16 protein-coding genes are annotated in these 17,780 nt (G+C 70.3%); 9 read left to right on the forward strand and 7 right to left on the reverse strand.

Translation table 11 applies throughout. The features are described from left to right. The first annotated feature begins 116 nt into the window (after window positions 1-116). Window positions 117-1,811 carry a hypothetical protein gene (locus SK224_RS13210; protein ID WP_320435132.1) on the forward strand — a complete coding sequence of 565 codons (1,695 nt, stop codon included), beginning with the start codon at window positions 117-119 and terminating at the stop codon, window positions 1,809-1,811. A 30-nt stretch (window positions 1,812-1,841) separates the two neighbouring features. Here SK224_RS13210 and SK224_RS13215 read toward each other — a convergent pair whose 3' ends face one another. Beyond that, entirely contained in the window at window positions 1,842-3,830 is a 1,989-nt protein-coding gene (locus SK224_RS13215; protein WP_320435133.1) for an ATP-binding protein, read from the reverse strand. A 69-nt stretch (window positions 3,831-3,899) separates the two neighbouring features. Between SK224_RS13215 and SK224_RS13220 the strand changes: the two genes are divergently transcribed. Both SK224_RS13220 and SK224_RS13225 read left to right on the forward strand, forming a co-directional pair. Continuing rightward, a complete protein-coding gene (locus SK224_RS13220) occupies window positions 3,900-4,265 on the forward strand; it encodes a response regulator transcription factor (RefSeq protein ID WP_320435134.1) in 366 nt (121 codons plus the stop codon). Continuing rightward, a complete protein-coding gene (locus SK224_RS13225) occupies window positions 4,262-5,113 on the forward strand; it encodes an endo alpha-1,4 polygalactosaminidase (protein ID WP_320435135.1) in 852 nt (283 codons plus the stop codon). The genes SK224_RS13220 and SK224_RS13225 overlap by 4 nt, the downstream gene beginning before the upstream one ends. Before the next feature lie 108 nt (window positions 5,114-5,221). Here SK224_RS13225 and SK224_RS13230 read toward each other — a convergent pair whose 3' ends face one another. After that, window positions 5,222-6,250 carry a TerC family protein gene (locus tag SK224_RS13230; protein WP_320435136.1) on the reverse strand — a complete coding sequence of 343 codons (1,029 nt, stop codon included), beginning with the start codon at window positions 6,248-6,250 and terminating at the stop codon, window positions 5,222-5,224. Window positions 6,251-6,449: 199 nt separating this feature from the next. Here SK224_RS13230 and SK224_RS13235 point away from each other — a divergent pair, with 199 nt between their 5' ends. The 3 genes from SK224_RS13235 (at window position 6,450) to SK224_RS13245 (ending at window position 8,966) form a co-directional block, all read left to right on the forward strand. Continuing rightward, a complete protein-coding gene (locus SK224_RS13235) occupies window positions 6,450-7,601 on the forward strand; it encodes a MalY/PatB family protein (protein WP_320435137.1) in 1,152 nt (383 codons plus the stop codon). Between the two features lie 76 nt (window positions 7,602-7,677). Next, window positions 7,678-7,842: a hypothetical protein gene (locus tag SK224_RS13240; RefSeq protein WP_320435138.1), complete on the forward strand. Its 165-nt coding sequence runs from the start codon at window positions 7,678-7,680 to the stop codon at window positions 7,840-7,842. 83 nt (window positions 7,843-7,925) lie between these two features. Then, window positions 7,926-8,966, forward strand: coding sequence for a hypothetical protein (locus tag SK224_RS13245; RefSeq protein WP_320435139.1), 1,041 nt, complete (start codon window positions 7,926-7,928; stop codon window positions 8,964-8,966). 144 nt (window positions 8,967-9,110) lie between these two features. Here the strand turns inward: SK224_RS13245 and SK224_RS13250 are convergent, their stop codons facing one another. Next, window positions 9,111-10,193, reverse strand: coding sequence for a HAMP domain-containing sensor histidine kinase (locus tag SK224_RS13250; protein ID WP_320435140.1), 1,083 nt, complete (start codon window positions 10,191-10,193; stop codon window positions 9,111-9,113). Window positions 10,194-10,395: 202 nt separating this feature from the next. On the opposite strand from SK224_RS13250, the gene SK224_RS13255 reads away from it, so the two are divergent. Further along, a complete protein-coding gene (locus SK224_RS13255) occupies window positions 10,396-10,608 on the forward strand; it encodes a hypothetical protein (RefSeq protein ID WP_320435141.1) in 213 nt (70 codons plus the stop codon). A gap of 165 nt (window positions 10,609-10,773) precedes the next feature. Here the strand turns inward: SK224_RS13255 and SK224_RS13260 are convergent, their stop codons facing one another. Beyond that, window positions 10,774-12,144 (reverse strand): cell division initiation protein, encoded by a 1,371-nt coding sequence (locus SK224_RS13260; protein WP_320435142.1) that lies wholly within the window; start codon window positions 12,142-12,144, stop codon window positions 10,774-10,776. Window positions 12,145-12,241: 97 nt separating this feature from the next. Continuing rightward, window positions 12,242-13,132, reverse strand: coding sequence for a UTP--glucose-1-phosphate uridylyltransferase GalU (gene galU, locus SK224_RS13265; RefSeq protein WP_320435143.1), 891 nt, complete (start codon window positions 13,130-13,132; stop codon window positions 12,242-12,244). Window positions 13,133-13,503: 371 nt separating this feature from the next. Here galU and SK224_RS13270 point away from each other — a divergent pair, with 371 nt between their 5' ends. Then, window positions 13,504-14,223, forward strand: coding sequence for a hypothetical protein (locus tag SK224_RS13270; protein ID WP_320435144.1), 720 nt, complete (start codon window positions 13,504-13,506; stop codon window positions 14,221-14,223). A gap of 87 nt (window positions 14,224-14,310) precedes the next feature. After that, the gene (locus SK224_RS13275) at window positions 14,311-14,493 is read left to right on the forward strand and encodes a hypothetical protein (RefSeq protein WP_320435145.1); all 183 of its coding nucleotides are present in this window, start codon (window positions 14,311-14,313) and stop codon (window positions 14,491-14,493) included. Window positions 14,494-14,509: 16 nt separating this feature from the next. On the opposite strand, the gene SK224_RS13280 is transcribed toward SK224_RS13275, so the two are convergent. Next, the gene (locus SK224_RS13280; RefSeq protein ID WP_320435146.1) at window positions 14,510-16,084 is read right to left on the reverse strand and encodes a LuxR C-terminal-related transcriptional regulator; all 1,575 of its coding nucleotides are present in this window, start codon (window positions 16,082-16,084) and stop codon (window positions 14,510-14,512) included. Between the two features lie 104 nt (window positions 16,085-16,188). Further along, on the reverse strand, window positions 16,189-17,763 hold the full coding sequence (locus SK224_RS13285; protein ID WP_320435147.1) for a zf-HC2 domain-containing protein: 1,575 nt from the start codon (window positions 17,761-17,763) through the stop codon (window positions 16,189-16,191). Between the last annotated feature and the right edge of the window lie 17 nt (window positions 17,764-17,780).

Here is a 17,780-nt window from a genome sequence, read left to right on the forward strand (position 1 = left end):
GAATCCGTGTCGTCGAAGGCGTCGAGCGACGACGTGACCGGACGGAACCGGCGATGACCCCTGCCCGCACATACGCCGAAACCCGCGGCGGCGGTGCCCTCGGAAGTGCGCGACGTGTGGCACGGATCTGGTGGGGGACCCTCGCCAGCGGTCGCTTCTTCAGCGGATGGAGCGCCGCCGTCGCTCTTCTGATCGCAGTGACCGTGCTCGGCGCCTACCGTTCCGTGAGCTCGACGGTGGACTACCTGCCCGCCATCGGCATCTCGGTTCTCGTCTGGGCCGTTCTGGTCGTGCTCGTACTGCCGGTGGCGTGGGCCGAACGCCGGATACGACGCCGTCGTTGGCGGGCCGTCCTCGTGCTCGCCGCGGTGGTCGCCGTCGGGGCGGTGCGTCCCGTGCTCAACGACGCCGCCGGCTTCCTGCTGCTGCGCGAACCCAGCACGGGGTCCTGGGTCGAGCGCATCACCACGAATGTCGTCATCTGGCTGATCGTGCTCTCCCTCGTCGCCACGGCGACGGTGGCCTACGATGCCACCCGCGACGCGAGTGCGCGCCTGCGGGTCGCGCTGTCCGATCTCAGTGAGGCCGACCGTCGTGCCGACGCCTACGCGCGCCGTGCCCGCCTGCTGCTGCACGGGCAGATCGCAAAGCTCCACGCCGAGCTCGCGCAGCTCGTGGCGACGAGTCCCGGATTCGACGACGTCAGCGCATTCTCGCAGTCGGTCCGCGCGGTCAGCCACGATCTCGAGGACGAGGCGGCGCTGCCGCTGTCCGAGATCGCCGCAGGGACCGGTCCCGTGGAGGTGCCCACCGCTTCCCGTCGCCCGCTGTTGGCACGGCTGCGCCCGCCGAGCCCGGTGGTCGTCAGCATCGCCTACGCGGTCGGCAGCCTTCCGTACACGCTGACGACGGTGCCGACGGCGCTCGCCCTGTTCGCCGTCGTGCTCGTCTTCGCCTGCGGTTTCGTGGCGGACGCGGTCGCCCGCCGTTCGTCGCGGCGACGTTCGGCCACTGCGCGCGGCGGCGCGATCCTGTTCGCCTGGTTCGCGACCGGGGTGCTCTTCTCTTCGGCCGCGATCCTCCTGGCGCCTCAGACGCTGCCGACGGCGCTCGTTCCGATCCTCGCCTTCCCCCTGCTCGCGGCCATCATCGGTGTCTCCTCCGACGCCATCCACAGTGCGATCGTGCAGACGCGTCGGCTGTCGCGCGCTCTGGCCGCGCAGACGGATGCGGTGGCGGCGCGCACGACGCGCGCGCGTCTGGAGCTGCGCAGCGCGGCCGAGCAGTTGCACGGCCGCGTGCAGGGGCGGTGCGTGCTGTTCGCGGCGACGGTGGACGAGCGCGGGGCGACCGCCGAGGAGATCGATGCCTTCGCGGCGACGATCGCGCTGGCACTGGCGGAGATCGAGGGCTCGGCAGAGGCCGCACCGGCGCCGGTCGCGCCGTCGAACGCTCTCGCCCAGATGATCGAGACGTGGTCTCATGTTCTGGAGATCTCGAGCGACATCGATGACGAGGCGCGGATCGCCCTCGGGCGGGAGGACGTGACACGCCGTGTCGTCGACATCGCGAGCGAGGGCTTCCTCAATGCGGTCAAGCATTCGGGGGCGAGGCAGGCGACACTCGAGGTGACCCGCGGCGACCGGGATGCGGCTCCGGAACTCCGCGTCGAGGTGTCGTCGCCAGGACGCCTGGGCTCGGCGTTGTCGCTCAGCCCCGGCCGCGGCATCGCGAATCTGGGCGGCGCGCACCTCTTCCAGCGCGGCCGCGATGTCGTGCTCGAGGCGCGGGTGCCGTTGCCCGTCTCCTGAACCCGTGCAGGCAGGGAGCGGAGGGTGTGCTCAGGTGGGATGAGGTGCCGCCGGCAGTCGGAGCACCGCACGCAGGCCGCCGGATGCGGGCGAGACGAGCTCCAGCGTCCCGCCGTTGCGCTGCGCGAGGCGCTGCGCGATGGACAGGCCGAGGCCGACGCCCGGCGTGCCCGAGTGCTCGGCCTCGGCAGTCCGGAAGAAGCGGTCGAAGGCGCGGTCGCGGTCGGCGTCGCTCATGCCGGGCCCGCTGTCGCTGACCGAGATCTCGGTGACGTCGCCGTCTTCGCGGACGCGTACCAGCACGTCTCCGTCGGCCGGCGTGAACAGGATCGCATTCGTGAGCAGCGCTCCGAGTGAGCGATGGATGTCGGCGGGGACCCCGTGCACGTTCGTTCCGGCGTCGACGTCGATCTCGAGGCGCAGCCCCTTCTCGTCGGCCGCCGCGCCGTGCGAGGCGACGATCGCCGCGACCACGGAGCGGGTGGAGAGCGTGTGCTGTTCGCCGGGGCTCACAGGCGTCGCATGGGCGCCGCCGACCATCAGCAGGTCCTCCACGAGGTCCGACAGGCGCAGACCGTTCCGCCGGATGCGGGCGACCCAGTCGCGTTCGAGAGCGGTCAGCACGGGCGACTCTTCGAGAAGCTCGGCGTAGCCCAGCACGCTGGTCAAAGGCGTGCGAAGCTCGTGGCTCGTGGTCGAGATGAAATCGTCACGCTGCCGGCTGAGGTCGGCCCGCAGCTCGGTGGCCGCGGCGCGTTCGCGCTCGGCCTCGGCGTGGGCCTGGACCATGCGAACGGTGCTCGACACGTCGAGCACCTGGACCGCGAACAGTCCCGGATCGTTCTCGATCGGGTTGGCCACCAACCGCAGCGATATGTCTCCCTCCGTGTGCACACGCTCGACGCCGTCGCGACTGGCGTGGCGGGCGACGTGCTCGAGCGGTCCCTTCCACTGGTCACCGTCGAGTTCGAGGGCGATCATCGATCGGGCGGCGGGATTCGCCCACAACAGCCGGGTGCTCTCCCCGTCGCGGCGCGCCACGGCGAGACCCACCTCGGTCTCGACCAGCCCGCCCGAGAGCAGGTGGCTGGTGCGCGCTGCGGCGCGCGCCGTCTCCTGCTGTTCCGCGCGTGCGGTGAGCAACAGGAGGGAGACCGTCGCCAAGGCGATGAGGAAGATCTCGACGGTGATCGCGCGCTCGGCCGCGGAGAGCCCGAGGGCGAACGGCCCTCTCCCCGCCAGGGTGACCATGAGAATCGCGATGCCGGCGACCAGCACTTCGATGAGGGACACCGCGAAGGGCAGGCGTAGGCATCCCCACGCGATGATCATGAACGGCAGGAAGGTGAGCGGGATCTCCCCGCGGGGGAAGGCGACGAACGCGAGCACGCCCAGCAGGAGGGCGGGCTGCAGCACGGCCTCCCACCGCGGCAGCGGCACAGGGCCGGAGGACGGCGGGATGCAGGCGAACGGCGCGATCAGAAGCACGGCTGCCGCATGGGAGGGAAAGACGCTGAGCGCCGTCGCCGAGAAGTCGCCGTCGCCGAGCAGGGCGACCGTCACGGCCGCGATCAGAGCGGCCACGAGGGCACCGGTGACGCCGGCGACGACGAGGACGAGCGCCTCACGGGTGCGGCGCAGGACGAACGTGCGGGATCCTCGGTAGCCCCAGATCGCCAGCACGGCCAGTAGAGCCGCGATCTCCATGGCGTTCGCCAGCGCGTAGCCGACCGCCACCGCGAGCGAACGGCCGTACATGAGGTTGGGGATCACCGTCACGACGAGAACGAGCAGCACGACGGCCCCGCGCCGGCGCGGGGGATTGAGCAGCGCGAAGAGGGCGGCCGCTCCTGCGGCCGGCCACCACGCGGCGGCGCTGCCTCCCGGAGGCGTGAAGATCGTCCCCGTGAGGCCCAGGGCGGCGATGACCACCGCCGCGATCGGCCAACTCCACCACGGTGGGATCCGTACGCTCCGTGACGGGGCGCCGAGTGTCGCGAACGAGGCGCCAGCGTTCATACTGTGAACGTACCCTCTCGGCGGCGCCCGCCCCGTACACGAGTCAAGGGTGACGAGGAGGTGGCGGCCGTGGCGAGCATCCTGGTCGTCGAAGACGACGCCGACGTGGCGCAGCTGATCCAGCACCGCCTGGCGGCGTCAGGGCACGAGGTCGCCGTGGCTGCCGATGGTGAGCAGGGCCTCGTCGCCGCACGCGACGCGCGTCCCTCCCTCGTGATCCTCGACTGGATGATGCCGCACCGCACCGGTCTGGAGGTCTGCGCAGAACTTCGCGGTGATGCAACCTTCGCGAGCACCCGCATCATGATGCTCACCGCCCGGGCGCAGGACGAGGACATCGCTCGCGCGTTGTCTGCAGGGGCCGACGACTTCATGACGAAGCCCTTCTCGCCGCGCGAGCTCGTCGCGCGGGTGGGTGCCCTGCTCTCCTCGTGACGCGCCGCCGCCCTGCGTTCGCGCCGGTGCGGGTGCTCGCCGCCGGTGTGCTCGCTGTCGCACTCGCCGCCATGGCCGCGTGCGCGAGCGACCCGGTTTCGACCCCGAGCTCCGCGGCGGTGATGTGGTGGCCGCCCGCGGGAACGCCCGTCGACTATCAGCTCGGCGGTGCGTACCCGCCGGATCCGCGGGTGGGGATCGTCGTCCGTGACCGCACCGCCGCGCCGGCATCCGGGGTGTACTCGATCTGCTATCTCAACGGGTTTCAGACGCAGCCCGGCGAGCGCAGCGAGTGGCCCGACGACCTCGTCCTGCGGCAGGGGGGTGCGGACGTGATGGACCCGGACTGGCCCGACGAGGCGCTCCTCGACACCCGATCGGATGAGGACCGCCGAGCCATCGCGGCGCGCGTCGGTGAGTGGATCGACGGCTGTGCGGCGGCAGGTTACGCGGCGGTGGAGTTCGACAACCTCGACACCTACACCCGCTCCGGCGATCTCCTGCACGCCGACGACAACGTCGCGCTCGCGACGCTGCTCGTCGAGCGGGCTCATCGCGCGGGCCTGGCCGCGGGTCAGAAGAACGCGGCGGAGGATGCGGAGCGCCTGCGCGCCGAGGCCGGCTTCGACTTCGCCGTGGTGGAGGAATGCGCGTCCTACGACGAGTGCGCGGCCTACACAGACGTCTACGGCGACGCCGTGATCGCGATCGAGTACACGGACGCGATCGACCGGCCGTTCGACGAACTGTGCGCCGACCCGACGACGCCAGCGTCCCTCGTGCTGCGCGATCGCGACCTCACGACGCCGGGGGATGCGGACTACGCCTTCGAGATCTGCCCGCTCTGACGCGGCGCCTCACCCGCATCCGGTCATCAGGAGGAATCCCCTCAGCAGGTTGATTCCGCGCGAACGGTCCTGCTGAGGGGAGATCTCCTGATGCGCGTGAGCGCGAACTCAGTGCTCGTCGACCTCGGCCGTGGCGACGGGACGTCCCTGCACTCGTTCGCGATCGGCCTTCAGGCGGTCGCCTCGGGTCTTCAGCAGGCTCGCGACGGTGGCCACCGCGATCGTCGCGCCGATGAACAGCAGCGAGAACCAGATCGGGATGTCGGGGATCCAGTCGATGTGCCGGCCGCCGTTGATGAACGGCAGTTCGTTGACGTGGAGCGCGTGGAAGACGAGCTTCACGCCGATGAAGGCGAGGATGACGGCGAGGCCCTGCGCCAGGTACACCAGGCGCTCCAGCAGCCCGCCGATGAGGAAGAAGAGCTGGCGCAGGCCCATCAGGGCGAAGGCGTTGGCGGTGAAGACGATGTACGCCTCCTGCGTGAGCCCGTAGATCGCGGGGATCGAGTCGAGGGCGAAGACCAGGTCGATGAAGCCGACGGCGACGATGGTCAGAAGCATGGGGGTGACGAAGCGCTTGCCGTCGATCTTCACGGTCAGCCGGTCGCCGTGGTACTCATCGCGAACCGGAAGGATGCGGCGCATGAACCGCACGATCCGCCCGTTCGACGGGTCGGACTCGTGGCTCGAGAACGCCTGCTGCCAGGCCAGGTAGAGCAGGAAGGCTCCGAAGATGTAGAACACCCAGGAGAAGTTCTCGATGAGGGTGGCGCCCAGCGCGATGAAGGCGCCGCGCATGATGAGCGCGATCACGATGCCGATCATGAGCACCTTCTGCTGGTACTCCTTGGGCACGGCGAAACCCGTCATGATGATGAGGAAGACGAAGAGGTTGTCGATCGACAACGCCTTCTCCGTCAGGTACCCAGCGAAGTACTCGCCGCCGAAGCTCCAGCCCGAGACCATGCCGATCCCGACGCCGAACAACAGCGCCAGGCCGATGTAGAAGACCGACCAGACGGCGGACTCGCGGATGGTGGGGGCGTGCGGCTTGCGCACGTGCACGAAGAACTCGAAGACGAAGAAGGCGATCGTGATCGCGATCGTGATGAGCCAGATGGCAGGGGTGACGTTCACGGAGAACTCCAAGGGGTCGGCGTACGGTCATGACGCCAAGGTCTCCTCCGCCCCGATGCTGGTCGGGACCGGCGGCCCGGGATCCGACGTTGGATCCGTACTGACGAGCCGACCGCGAGCGGGAGTACTCCCCTTGCTTGAATGACAGAATACGGCATCCCGGGCACATCGAGCGCACGCCACCGGTAGCGTCGAATCTGTGACGCATCCCTACGACGAACGCGGCCGCGAGAGGCTCGATCGACCGGAGAGTCGCAAGTGGAGCCTGCATCCCGGCAAGATCGGCGCGTGGGTGGCGGAGATGGACTTCGGAACCGCGCCGGTGGTGAGTGCCGCGCTGCACCGCGCGGTCGAGGAGGAGACGCTCGGGTATCTCTCGCCGGCGCTCGCCGAGCGGATGGCGGCGGCGACGGCGGGATGGATGCGGCGCGCTTACGGCTGGAGCGTCGCGTCCGAGCGCGTGCACCCCGTGGCCGACGTGATGGCTGCGCTGGGCGTCGCGGTGCGCACGTTCGCACCCGCCGGATCGCCGGTCATCGTGCCCACGCCCGCCTATATGCCGTTCCTCACCTACCTGCCGGCGATCGGGCATCCGGTGATCCCGGTGCCGGGCCGCGTGGTGTCGGGGCGGTGGGAGCACGACATCGAGGGCATCGACGCCGCGTTCTCCGCCGGCGCGCGCACGCTCGTGCTGTGCAACCCGCACAACCCGACCGGCTCCGTCCTCACCCGTGAGGAACTCACCCGGATCGCCGAGGTGGTCGAGCGCCACGGCGGCCGGGTCTTCGCCGACGAGATCCACGCGCCGCTGCGGTACGGCGGTGTCGCCCATGTGCCGTACGCCTCCCTTTCCGAGGCCACCGCCGCGCACACCGTCACCGGCACGAGCGCGTCGAAGGCGTGGAACATTCCGGGGGTCAAGGCCGCCCAGCTCATCACGTCGAACCAGAACGACGACGACATCTACCGGCGCGTGGGTTTCGCCCACGTGCACGGCGCGTCCACTCTCGGTGTCGTCGCATCCATCGCGGCCTACGACGAAGGAGGGTCCTGGCTCGCCCAGACGATCGAGTACCTCGACGGCAATCGGATGCTGCTGGTGGCCCTGCTCGCCGAGCACCTGCCGGAGGTGCGGTACACGCCGCCCGAAGGCACCTACCTCGCATGGCTCGACGGGCGCGGCCTCGCGCTGCCGGCCGCGCCCGCCGACTTCTTCCGCGAGCGCGCGGGGGTCGTCCTGACAGACGGTGCGCTGTGCGCGGCTCCCGGATTCCTTCGGCTCGTGCTCGCGATGCCGCGGCCGCTGCTCGCGGACGCGGTCGCAGCCATGGGCGCGAGCGCGCGCGAGTAGACGGGTCCTCGCGGATACGCAACCCCCGTGGCATGCCCCCTGCGTCGACCTACCGTGATCGCAGCAGGAGGCGGTCATGAGTATCAAGGAGCACGACGATCTCCGCGACGACGCGGACTACTTCGAGGATGACGTGCGGCGGGAGTTCGAGGAGCGTTTCGGCGCTGCCGCGCCAGAGCCGGTGAGCCCGATCAGCAAGCCGATCCCCATCCCCAGTTTCCGGCCGCTGCGCAGGCGGTGAGAGAACGGGGTTCTCCGTCGTCGGCTGACGCCCGCGCCGCCCGCGCGTAGCATGGCGTTCTCACCTGCGGCGGAGGGACGGCCATGAATGCGATGACCGGCCTGCCCCTGGTGGGTGTCAGCATCGTGGCGACGTTCGTCGTCCTCGCGGCCTTCCTCTGGGTGAGAGGCCCCTCCTATCGCTCCGGGTCCTTCCTCGGGATCGCCACCGCCTCCGCGGTGTTCGCGGTCTTCTCCAGCCTGCTCTACGTGGTCTACTTCTCACTCGAGCAGGCGGTGTGGACCCTCGCCGCCGGTGACGCTGCCATGGTGCTGGCGCCGGCGATGCTGTGGGTGGCGGTCGGCGCCCTCAACGACAGGCGGCCATGGCGCCTGTGGGTCGTGCTCTCGGGCGGTGTCGCGATGTTCGTGTGCAGCATCCTGCTGTCCGAGACGGTCTCGTCGGGGATCAAGATCCTCCTGTTGATCGCGGGCTGCACGCTGACGGCGATCGAGGCTCGCATCGGCCGCGCGCGCGCCACGAGCGGCACGCTGGCGATCGCCGCGACGATGGTCGGCTACGCGCTCTACTCCGTCGGCCGCGCGATCTTCCTGGCGATCGACGGTCTGTACGACGGGATCTACGCCCAGTACTTCTCCACGGGCCCCACCACGATCGCGGGGGTGCTGGCGGTGATCCTCCTGGCCTTCAGCGTCCTCGCCGCCGCCCGAGACGAACGAGCCAGTCGTCGGGTCCAGCAAGTGGGAACGCTCGATCGACTGGCGGTGCGCGCCAGGGAGATGCTCGCCGAGCAGGGGTCCGTCTCCTGGCGGGTGGCGACCGTCGACGAGCTGGAGCTGATCCGCGAATCGTTCGGTGCGGAGTACATCGATGAAGTCAACACGGCTCTGGTCGCCGCCTGCACGCGGTCGGTCGCCGGCGATGCCGAGGTGGGACTCATCGGCCCGGGGCGGGTGGCCATGGTGTGCCCTGTCGCGGCGCGGGAGGTGCCGGCAGACGAGCTGCGTCAGCTGTTCGCGCAGAGCTCGGAACGCCTGCGCGAGACCTATGTGCCCGACCTCGAAGTGGCCGCAACGACGATCGAGTCCGCTGTCGTTCTGGACAGCGTCGTGGCGCACGGCTGAGTGCCGTGAGAACGGCCCCTCGCCGGCGATGGCGAGGGGCCGTTACGGAGTGCGAGCGCTCGGGCCTTCGCGGGGAGCGGGCGCTCGGAAGGAGTAAACCACGAGTGGTCGTCGGGGCGGAAGGGCGCGGCCGTGAGAATGCCCTCAGCGATGGTCGATGGGCACGGTGAGCGTCACGACAGCGCCCGACCCCGGCTCGCTGACGATGTCGATGGCGCCGCCGTGAGCGTGCGCGATCGCACGCGAGACGGCGAGTCCGAGCCCGAGGCCGGGTACCGCGTTGGCTCGCGCGTCGCGACCGCGATGGAAGGGCTCGAAGACCCTGGCGAGCTCAGACGGGCGGAAGCCGGGTCCTTCGTCGATCACCGTGATGTCGACCCGTCCCGCGGGGGCATCGGAGGTGAGCGCCACCGTGACGGTGGAACCGCGCGGACCGAACCTGAGAGCGTTGCCGATCAGGGCCTCGACGGCCATCCGCAGGCGGTTCGCGTCCGCGCTGACCGGAGTCGGGACGACGTCGACGAGGATGCGGATCTCGTGCGCGGACGCATCCGAGGCGCGTGCCGCGACCGCCTCCTCGACGATGAGGGCGGCATCGCAGGGGGTCAGCACCAGCCGCGGAGCGAGGTGTTCGATGAGCAGGAGCTCGTCCAGGCGATGGATGATCCGGTCGACGTTGCGACGCAGGATCTCGAGCCGCACCGCTGCGTTTGACTCGCCTTGCGCGATGTCGTCGGTGAGAAGTTCGAGGTGCCCCACGATCGGCGTCAGCGGGTTTCGCAGTTCGTGCGAGGTCGAGGCGAGGAAGTCATGCGGCAGCCGATCGTAGTGGGCCCGCCGTGATACGTCCCGCGTGAGAAGCGCCGTTCCCTCGAGGCCGGTCGTCGGCGACGTGATCCGATGTGACGACTTGCGCAGCGCTCGGCGGCGATCGACGGGCCCGGCCCAGACCGTGCGCTGCGCCTCGCGGCCTTCCGCCGCAGCGAGGATGACCGACTGATCCACCCGCAGGGGTGCATCGTCGATGTCGAATCCGGGTGGACTCTCGCGGAGGGAGCGCGCGAGATCGAGATCGTCCAGATCCACGCCCTGCAGCCGCGCGTAGCGGTGTGCGGCGGCGTTGGCCGCGCGCAGACGCCCCTCGGGGTCGAAGATCGCGATCCCGGTGTCGAGGTGGTCGAGCAGTCCGTCATCGACGGAGAAGCCCCCGCCTGCCGATGCGCCCATCGCGGCCTCTCTCCTTTGTCGCATTCTGCCCGTCGCCGGGGGTGGGTCGTGATCGGCGACGGAAAAGTACTCAGCCGCAACCTGCGGGAAAACATGCGTGGGTATCTTCGGGGAAGGCCGGCGGATGAGGGAGCTCCCGACTCTGATGCTCCGGCGTCTCGACGGTCCTCCGGCTCCAACCGTTCAGTCCTTGGGAGGACGCATGCAGGCACCGTACTCGCGCTCAGAATATCGTTCGAGCGTCGGATCCCGTGAGACGGCCCTGCGCGACCGCGACGCGAAAGCTCGTGCCCGTCGTCGCCGCCGCCTGCACCGGCAGCTCTCGCAGCGGCCGCATTGGACGCTCTACATCGGTGTCGCTCTGCTCGCCGCCGGTGTCGTCGCCCTCGTCGTCGCCGCGATGCTCACGCGCTGATCGCGAAATGCAGAACCCCCTCCTCGGCGATGCCGGGGAGGGGGTATGAGCATCTGGCCGCGGCCCCAGCTCGGGTGCGAGCGGTCGGGCCTTCGCGGGGAGCGACCACTCATGTGAATTCAATCACATGGAACACAGGCGATTCATGGATCTGAGCAATTCCGCTCAGGCGTGTCCGTTCTCATCCGCGGGCTCGCTGTCACCGGCGCCGTGCTCTGCATCGGCCGTCGTCTCGTCCGCACCGATCGCTGCGCTGAGCACGCCCTCCGGACGGATCAGCTCGCGCACCTCCGACATGAAGCTCGTGAGCTGCTGCTGCTGCCAGCGCAGCGCGCGCGTCCGGTCCTCCGCATCGCGCAGGACGGCGGTGGAGTGATCGATGACGGTGGAGACGATCTTGTGCGCCTTGGTACGCGCGCGATCGAGGTTCTCCTGTGCGCGCACATGTGCGTCCGCTTCGATCTGCGCGGCCTGAGCGCGCATCAGCTTCTCGTAGTCGTCCGCCTTCGCCGAGATGCGCTGCGCGTGCTCGAGGGAGGCGGCGACCTGATCGTTCGCGTCGGAGGTGATGCGTTCGGCGTGGGCGACCGCCTGGTTGTGCAGGACGAGGAACTCCTGTTGCGCGTCATCCTGACGGCGGGTCAGCGTCTCCTCGAACTCCAGCAGCCGTGCGTTCATCTCGCGGACGTCGCGCTCGGTGTCGCTGCGCAACTGCGCCGTCTCGCGCGTCACCATGGCACGCAGCGCAGCGGCGCCCTTCTCCGCCTCTGAACGGATCGTCTCGGCCTCTCGTTCCGCCTGCGCGAGCTTCTCGGCGGCGTGCGCCGCTTCGCGCTGGACGGTCGCCTCGTGCGCCGTGTACTCGGTATCGATCCGCAGACGCACCTGGTCGGCATCGTGCTGAGCCTGCGCCTGGATGCGGGAGATGTCCGCCTGGGCCTGGGCGCGTTGGGTTGCGACTTCTTCACGTGCGGCTTCGAGGAGGCGCTCGGCCTGCGCCGCGGCATTCTGCACGATGAGGCTCGCCTGCTCCTCTGCGACGCGCAGGACAGCCTCGAACTGATCGCGCGTCGACGGATCGGCGGACGCCTCCGCATCCGCCCCTTCTTCCCCGTCCGGACGCTCGACGAGTTGAGCGGTCAGGGCTGCGATGCGTGCTTCGGCCTCGGAGATCTGCGCTGTCGCCGTCTGAAGATCGGCCTCGAGACGCGCCGCCTGCTCGCGCTGCTCCTCGCGGACCCGGTTCACCGACTCCTCGGTCTCGGCGACGAGCCGCTCGATCTCCGCCCGCTGCTCCTCGCGCAGTCGGTCGAGGGTCTCCCGCTGGCGCGCCTCGGCCGTACCGAGCTCCGCCGTGGTGCGCTGCAGGCGGTCCGTCAGCTCGGAGATGGCCGCATCGACCTCATGACGGTCGTAGCCTCGGAATCCCACCGAGAACGTGTTGCCTTCGTCGCCCGGGGACGGGCGCATCAGTTCATCGAACGGGCTGGAGCCCGCCTGCGAGTCGTCGGGGGAATCTGGACGCGCGTCGGTCATGCCGTGCCTTCCGGAGGGTTCGAGTGTGTTCTTCTACTCTGCCCGTTCTCGTCCCTCGATGCGCGTGTGAATCTCCGCTGCGATCACCGGCGTCGCTTCAGAGCGTGGGGGCGAGCTCCTTGATCCACTGCGCCAGATCGGGGCCGAGATCGGGGCGGTCGAGGGCGAGCTGCACATTCGACTTGATGTAGTCGAGTCGGTCTCCCGTGTCATACCGGCGGCCGCGGAAAACGACGCCCAGAACCGGTCCACCGATGCTCTCGTCCTCGGCCAGCGCCTCCAGAGCATCGGTGAGCTGGATCTCACCGCCCTTGCCCGGTGCGGTTTCTTCGAGCACGTCGAAGATCTCGGGCTTGAGCACGTAGCGTCCGATGACGGCGAGGTTGCTCGGCGCATCGGCGGCCGACGGCTTCTCGACGAGGCCGGTGATGGTCACGACGTCGTCTTCGCCGGTGGGTACGACCGCCGCGCACCCGTAGAGGTGGATCTGCGATGGATCGACCTCCATGAGGGCGACAACGGTGGCCGAGTGTGACTGGGACACCTCGATCATGCGTGCGAGCAGCACGTCGCGAGCGTCGATCAGGTCGTCGCCGAGGAGGACGGCGAAGGTCTCGTGACCCACGTGTTTGCGGGCGCGCAGGACGGCGTGGCCGAGCCCGAGCGGGTCGCCCTGGCGCACGAAGTGCACATCGGCGAGCCGGCTGGCCTGCATGACCTTCTCCAGTTTGGCGGCGTCGCCCTTCCGCTCCAGCGTGTGCTCGAGCTCCGCGACGCGGTCGAAGTGGTTGGCCAAGGCGTTCTTGTTGCGTCCGACGATGACCAGCACGTCGTCGCTGCCCGCCGCCACCGCCTCCTCGACCACGTACTGGATCGCGGGCTTGTCGACCACCGGCAGCATCTCCTTCGGCATCGCCTTCGTCGCCGGCAGGAATCGGGTCCCGAGTCCCGCTGCGGGGATGACGGCCTTGATCGGTGCGTGTGCCATGCGCCGAACACTAGAGATGGTTGATGAACGGGGTGTTTCCGGTTGAGCAGTTCTCCGCATCCGCGCCACGGGTGAATCACCGGGCGAATTCACCACGTCCGCAGGGCGCGTACCGGGAACCGTCCCGCATGATGGCCTCGCAAGGTCCCCGCGAAGGCTCTTGCGCGGCGGGTCCCGGTCCCGAACAATCGGGGCCCGCCGTTCATCTCGGTTCGGGATGGATTGCGTCAGATCCTTGCCGGGACGGGGCGGGGGAGTATTCTTCCCCTGTACACCTCATGTGTCACGTCTGACGGGCTACCCCGACCCCTCTGAACGCGGCACGATCCGGGCTTGTGATGCCCGGGTGCCGTAGCGGAAGAGGAAGCGTCATGGACCTGATCGTCTGGGCACGCGACAACCCCGTTCTCGTCGTCACTGCCGTCGCGATCGCCGCCCTCATCGTGGTGGCGATACGGATGGCGCGCGTGCCCGACGGCGCCGATGAACCGCATCCGCCGGTCCCGAAACGTCCGGCCGCCGAGCGGGCGATGCCCCCGCGCGCGCCCTTCGCGAGATCGATGTCCGCGCCGGCGGCGCCGTCGGCGGCGGTCACCGGGCCGCCCGTTCCCCGCGCGGCCCCGCAGGCCTCCGCCGCGGGCTACGTCCCGCTCGAGGTCCCCGAACTCTGGGAGCCGCCGGTCGGGTACCTCGGCGCCGCGGGCTCGACGTCATTCGCGGACCCGCCCCGCCCCGCCTCTTCTGCTCAGCCGGGATCCCCCGCGAGATATCCGGCTCGCACCGCTCCGTTCGTGCAGCCCGCTCCGCGGGCTCAGACGCCCCCGCCCGCTCCTCGCGGGCCGTCCGCGCCGAACCGGACACCGCGGTGCTTCGACGATCTCCGCCACGGCGCTCTCGCGGGCCGCACGTTCGAGTCGCTTCAGCAGTTCGCCGTCGCAGCGGTCGTCGAGGCGGGGCATCCGGTCGTGCTGGTCGCGCGGATCTTCCGCGTGCCGACGTGGAAGCTCGAGATCTGGGTGGAGGCGGCCTTTCATCCTGCCCCCGCTGCGACCCGTCGCCCGTGGCGGGGCACGATGCCGGGCGCGGTGTGAGTCGCGCCGGGTGAATAGTCCTCGGGAAGGATGTGAAACATCCTTCCGACGGATGTGAGGGGCGGGGTGGGTTGCCAGGCTTGACTCATGACCACCGAGAACCTCCCAACGCTGACCCTCCACCCGCCGCAGCGCCGGAGTGGCGGCGGGACAGCGGTGGCGCTCGTCGTGCTCGGATGGATCGGTGTGATCGGACTGCTGGCGGTCGCCGCGGCGGCTCCCTTCGTCCTGGCCGGAGGGTGGATGCTCACGCAGGTGATGGGGCGCTGACGTCTCCCGCGGGGGCTCAGCTCAATCCGAGCCGTCTGACGGCCGCCTCCGCCTCCTTGCGCGACGCGACGCCCAGCTTGCGATAGGCGCTGCTCAGCTGCGTCTTGACGGTATTGGGGCTGACGAACAGCCGTTCTGCGATCTGGGCGGTGGTGGCGCCGGTGGCCAGCTCCCGGAGCACGGCGCGTTCCCGTGCCGTCAGCTGAGGTGCGGACGCGGCATCGAGGAAGCGGGCGGTGCGCTGCACGAGGACCGTGAGATCGTCGTCGCCCAGTGCTGCCGACTCGGTCAGCTGGAGGAAGTCGCGACGACCGACCGTCGACAGGCTTCCGGCGAGATCGTACTCACGGGCGAGGCGCACGGCGTGATGCATCGCGCCCGCGGCATTCTCGGGCTCTTTGAGATGCAGACATGCCGTCGCGGCCGTCATCAAGGTCTCGATCAGGAGTCGAGGGCTGGACCCCGCGTGCTCCACCAGCGGAGTGAGCGTGGCGAGGGCGCGACGATGCTGGCCGGATGCGGACTCCACCCGCGCCCGCGCGAGCGTGAGATGGCTCGGCTCTGCAGGCCACAGGTCGAAGCCGTCGACGCGCGACCCGCGGGCCAGCGCGTCCTCTGCCCGCTCGAGTACGGCCGTCGCGCGCAGGAGGTCTCCCCGTCGCAGCAGCAGGTCGATCCGCGCGCACGCCAGCAGCTCTCCGGCCAAGCCCGCCTCGCTCAGCGGACCCGGGTGCGCGGCGGCGGTGACGTCGATCTCGGTGAGCAGGGCGGACGCATCCTCCGCGGATGTGATCCGCGCTTTCGCGTGCAGCATGTGGGCCCAGTACTCCCCGAGCGTTGCCGGGTCGATCGCGGCGAGCGTGCGCTGCGCCGCGTCGGGGTGCAGCCGGTCGTGCTCGCGCAGCGCCTGGGCGATGCGGGCCGGCACCCCGTATTTCGCCGCGGCCCTTCCCAGCGAGTCGGGCGCGGCGATGCGCGACCAGTAGGTGGCCGCGGAGCTGTGTCCGGCGAGCGCGTGGATGCCGGCGAGTGAGGCCGATGCCGATGCGCGGATGAGGTCGTCCTCCTGCAGCACGGCGAGGTCGTACGCATCCTGGTACTCGGTGACCGCCTGCTCGATCTGTCCGGCGAATTCGCGGACCCGCGCCCACTGGGCATGCAGGTGCGGGAGGGCGGATTGGGCAGCCTCCGCGGCATCCGTCGAGGCGGTGCGGAGTGCGTCGCGAGCCCGCTCGACGTGAGCGATGGCCGCGGCGACGTGTCCGGCGCTGCGCGCCGCGGCCGCGCGGCTCGTGTGCTCGACGAGCACGTCGAGCAGAGCTGTCGGCCGCTCGAAGGTGGAGTGCCGGTAGCGGTGCACCCTACCTGCACCGTCGGAGAGGTGGCGCAGGTAGGTGCGCGCGGCGAGGTAGCGGGGTTGCGCCGCGAGCGTGGCGGCCGGGAGTCGTTCCAACGCGCCCAGAAGCACGGACGCGTCGTTGAGGATGAGCCCCGACCAGTGTTCGGCGATCAGCGCGGTCACGCGATCCCAATCTTCGTCGTCGACGGCGCTGTTCAGGGCGCGCTGCGGTTCACGGGTGACGTCGCTCACGATCTGCGTGGCCTCTCGGGTGTGCGGTGACGCGGGGATCGCGTTTCCTGCCAGGAGAGACGCGTCGCACGCGGTTTCGTGACGCGGTTTCCGAGAATCTTCGATCAGAACGGGAAGCAGAACCAGCCCCAGGGCCACGGGCACCCCGGCTCCGTCGGATCCGGGGGGCCGCTCGGTGAGGGAGACGGTGACGCGGTCGGCGACGGCGATGCGGTGGGTGAGGGTGACGGTGACGCGGTCGGCGACGGTGATGCGGTGGGCGACGGTGACGCGGTGGGTGACGGTGAAGGCGAAGGTGACGCGGTGGGCGAAGGCGAGGGTGACGCGGTGGGCGACGGTGAAGGCGAGGGCGACGCGGTGGGCGACGGTGAAGGCGAGGGCGACGCGGTGGGCGACGGCGAGCCTGTCGGCGAGGGCGAAGCCGTGGGAGTCGGCCTCGGCGCGGGGCTGATCGATGGCGAAGGGCGGATGGCGGCGACCGAGGGAACCGGTGCGGGGGCCTCGGGGACGTGAGGAGGCGTCGCGCGGGGGGTGCGCGTGGTCTGCGGCGTCGGCTCCGGCGTCGGCGCGTTCGTCGGGGTGGCGGACGCATCCGGGGTGGCGGCGATCTCGGGAGTCGAGATCTCCGGCGTCTCCGGTGTCGTCGTCGACGACTCGGCGGCGGTGTCCGCCGGTCCGATCGCGGCGGGAGCGGGCGGGACGAGCAAGCCTCCGAGACCGCCGGTCGCAGCCCATGCCACGCCGCCGGCCACGACGGCGACCGCGGAGACGGCGACGACGGTGGTGACCTGCCAGGAACTGCGTCCGGCTCCGCGTGGACGGAGGACGCCGAGCAGGCCGCCGCTTGCGTTCGATGCGGCCTGCCCGCTGCCCGCCGCCATGGCCACGGCGGCGGCCTGTGCGCCGCCCGACTGCGCCCACGCCGCGTAGCTGGCCGTCGCCGACGCACCCACGACGAGCGGGATGAGCACCAGGGCGAGTCGTGATGCGACATCGCGGGCCTCGCTCCAGGCGAGCGCGCATCCGGTGCAGGTGGCGAGGTGCGCGTCGACGCGTCGGGCGTCGCGTCGTGAGAGGGCACCGCGGGTGTGCGTGCCCAGCAGGGGGAGAGTCTCGTGGCAGTCCGGACCGCTCGGGTTGCGCAGCTGCGCGGTGACCCATGCATCCCGGAAGCCGCGGCGGGCGCGGATCACGAGGGCCGAGGCGGCGTTGGGGGCCAGGCCCATCAGGGGCGCGAACTGCCGCGGCTTGAGGCCGTCGACCTCGCTGTACCAGAGCGCTTCCTGCCATCTCGTGGGGAGGCTCCGAAACACATGGGCGGTCGTGCCGCGCTCGAGGGCGGACAGTGCGGAGTGCTCCGCGTCCACGGAGGCAGCACCGGCCGCATCCTCGAGATCCATCGCGTCCGCCTTGACCTGGCGGGACCCCCACTCGGCGGCGACGTTGCGCACGGCGGTCAGGAGGTACGGGCGGAAACCCATGACGGGGCCTTGGCCGCGCCCGATCGCGGCGAGGATGCGGGTGAAGGCCTCGGCGACGACGTCGTCGGGGTCGAGGGAGGTGAACGCGCGCGCGACGGCATGGGCGGCGGCGGAATGGCGCAGCCACAACTCTCCATAGGCGCGGGAGTCGTTCGCGCGGACGCGCTCGACGAGATCGTCGTCAGACAGCTCGGGCATCGGTCTTCGGGTCTCGG

It is taken from the genome of Microbacterium sp. BG28 (assembly GCF_034044005.1).
GTDB lineage: Bacteria > Actinomycetota > Actinomycetes > Actinomycetales > Microbacteriaceae > Microbacterium.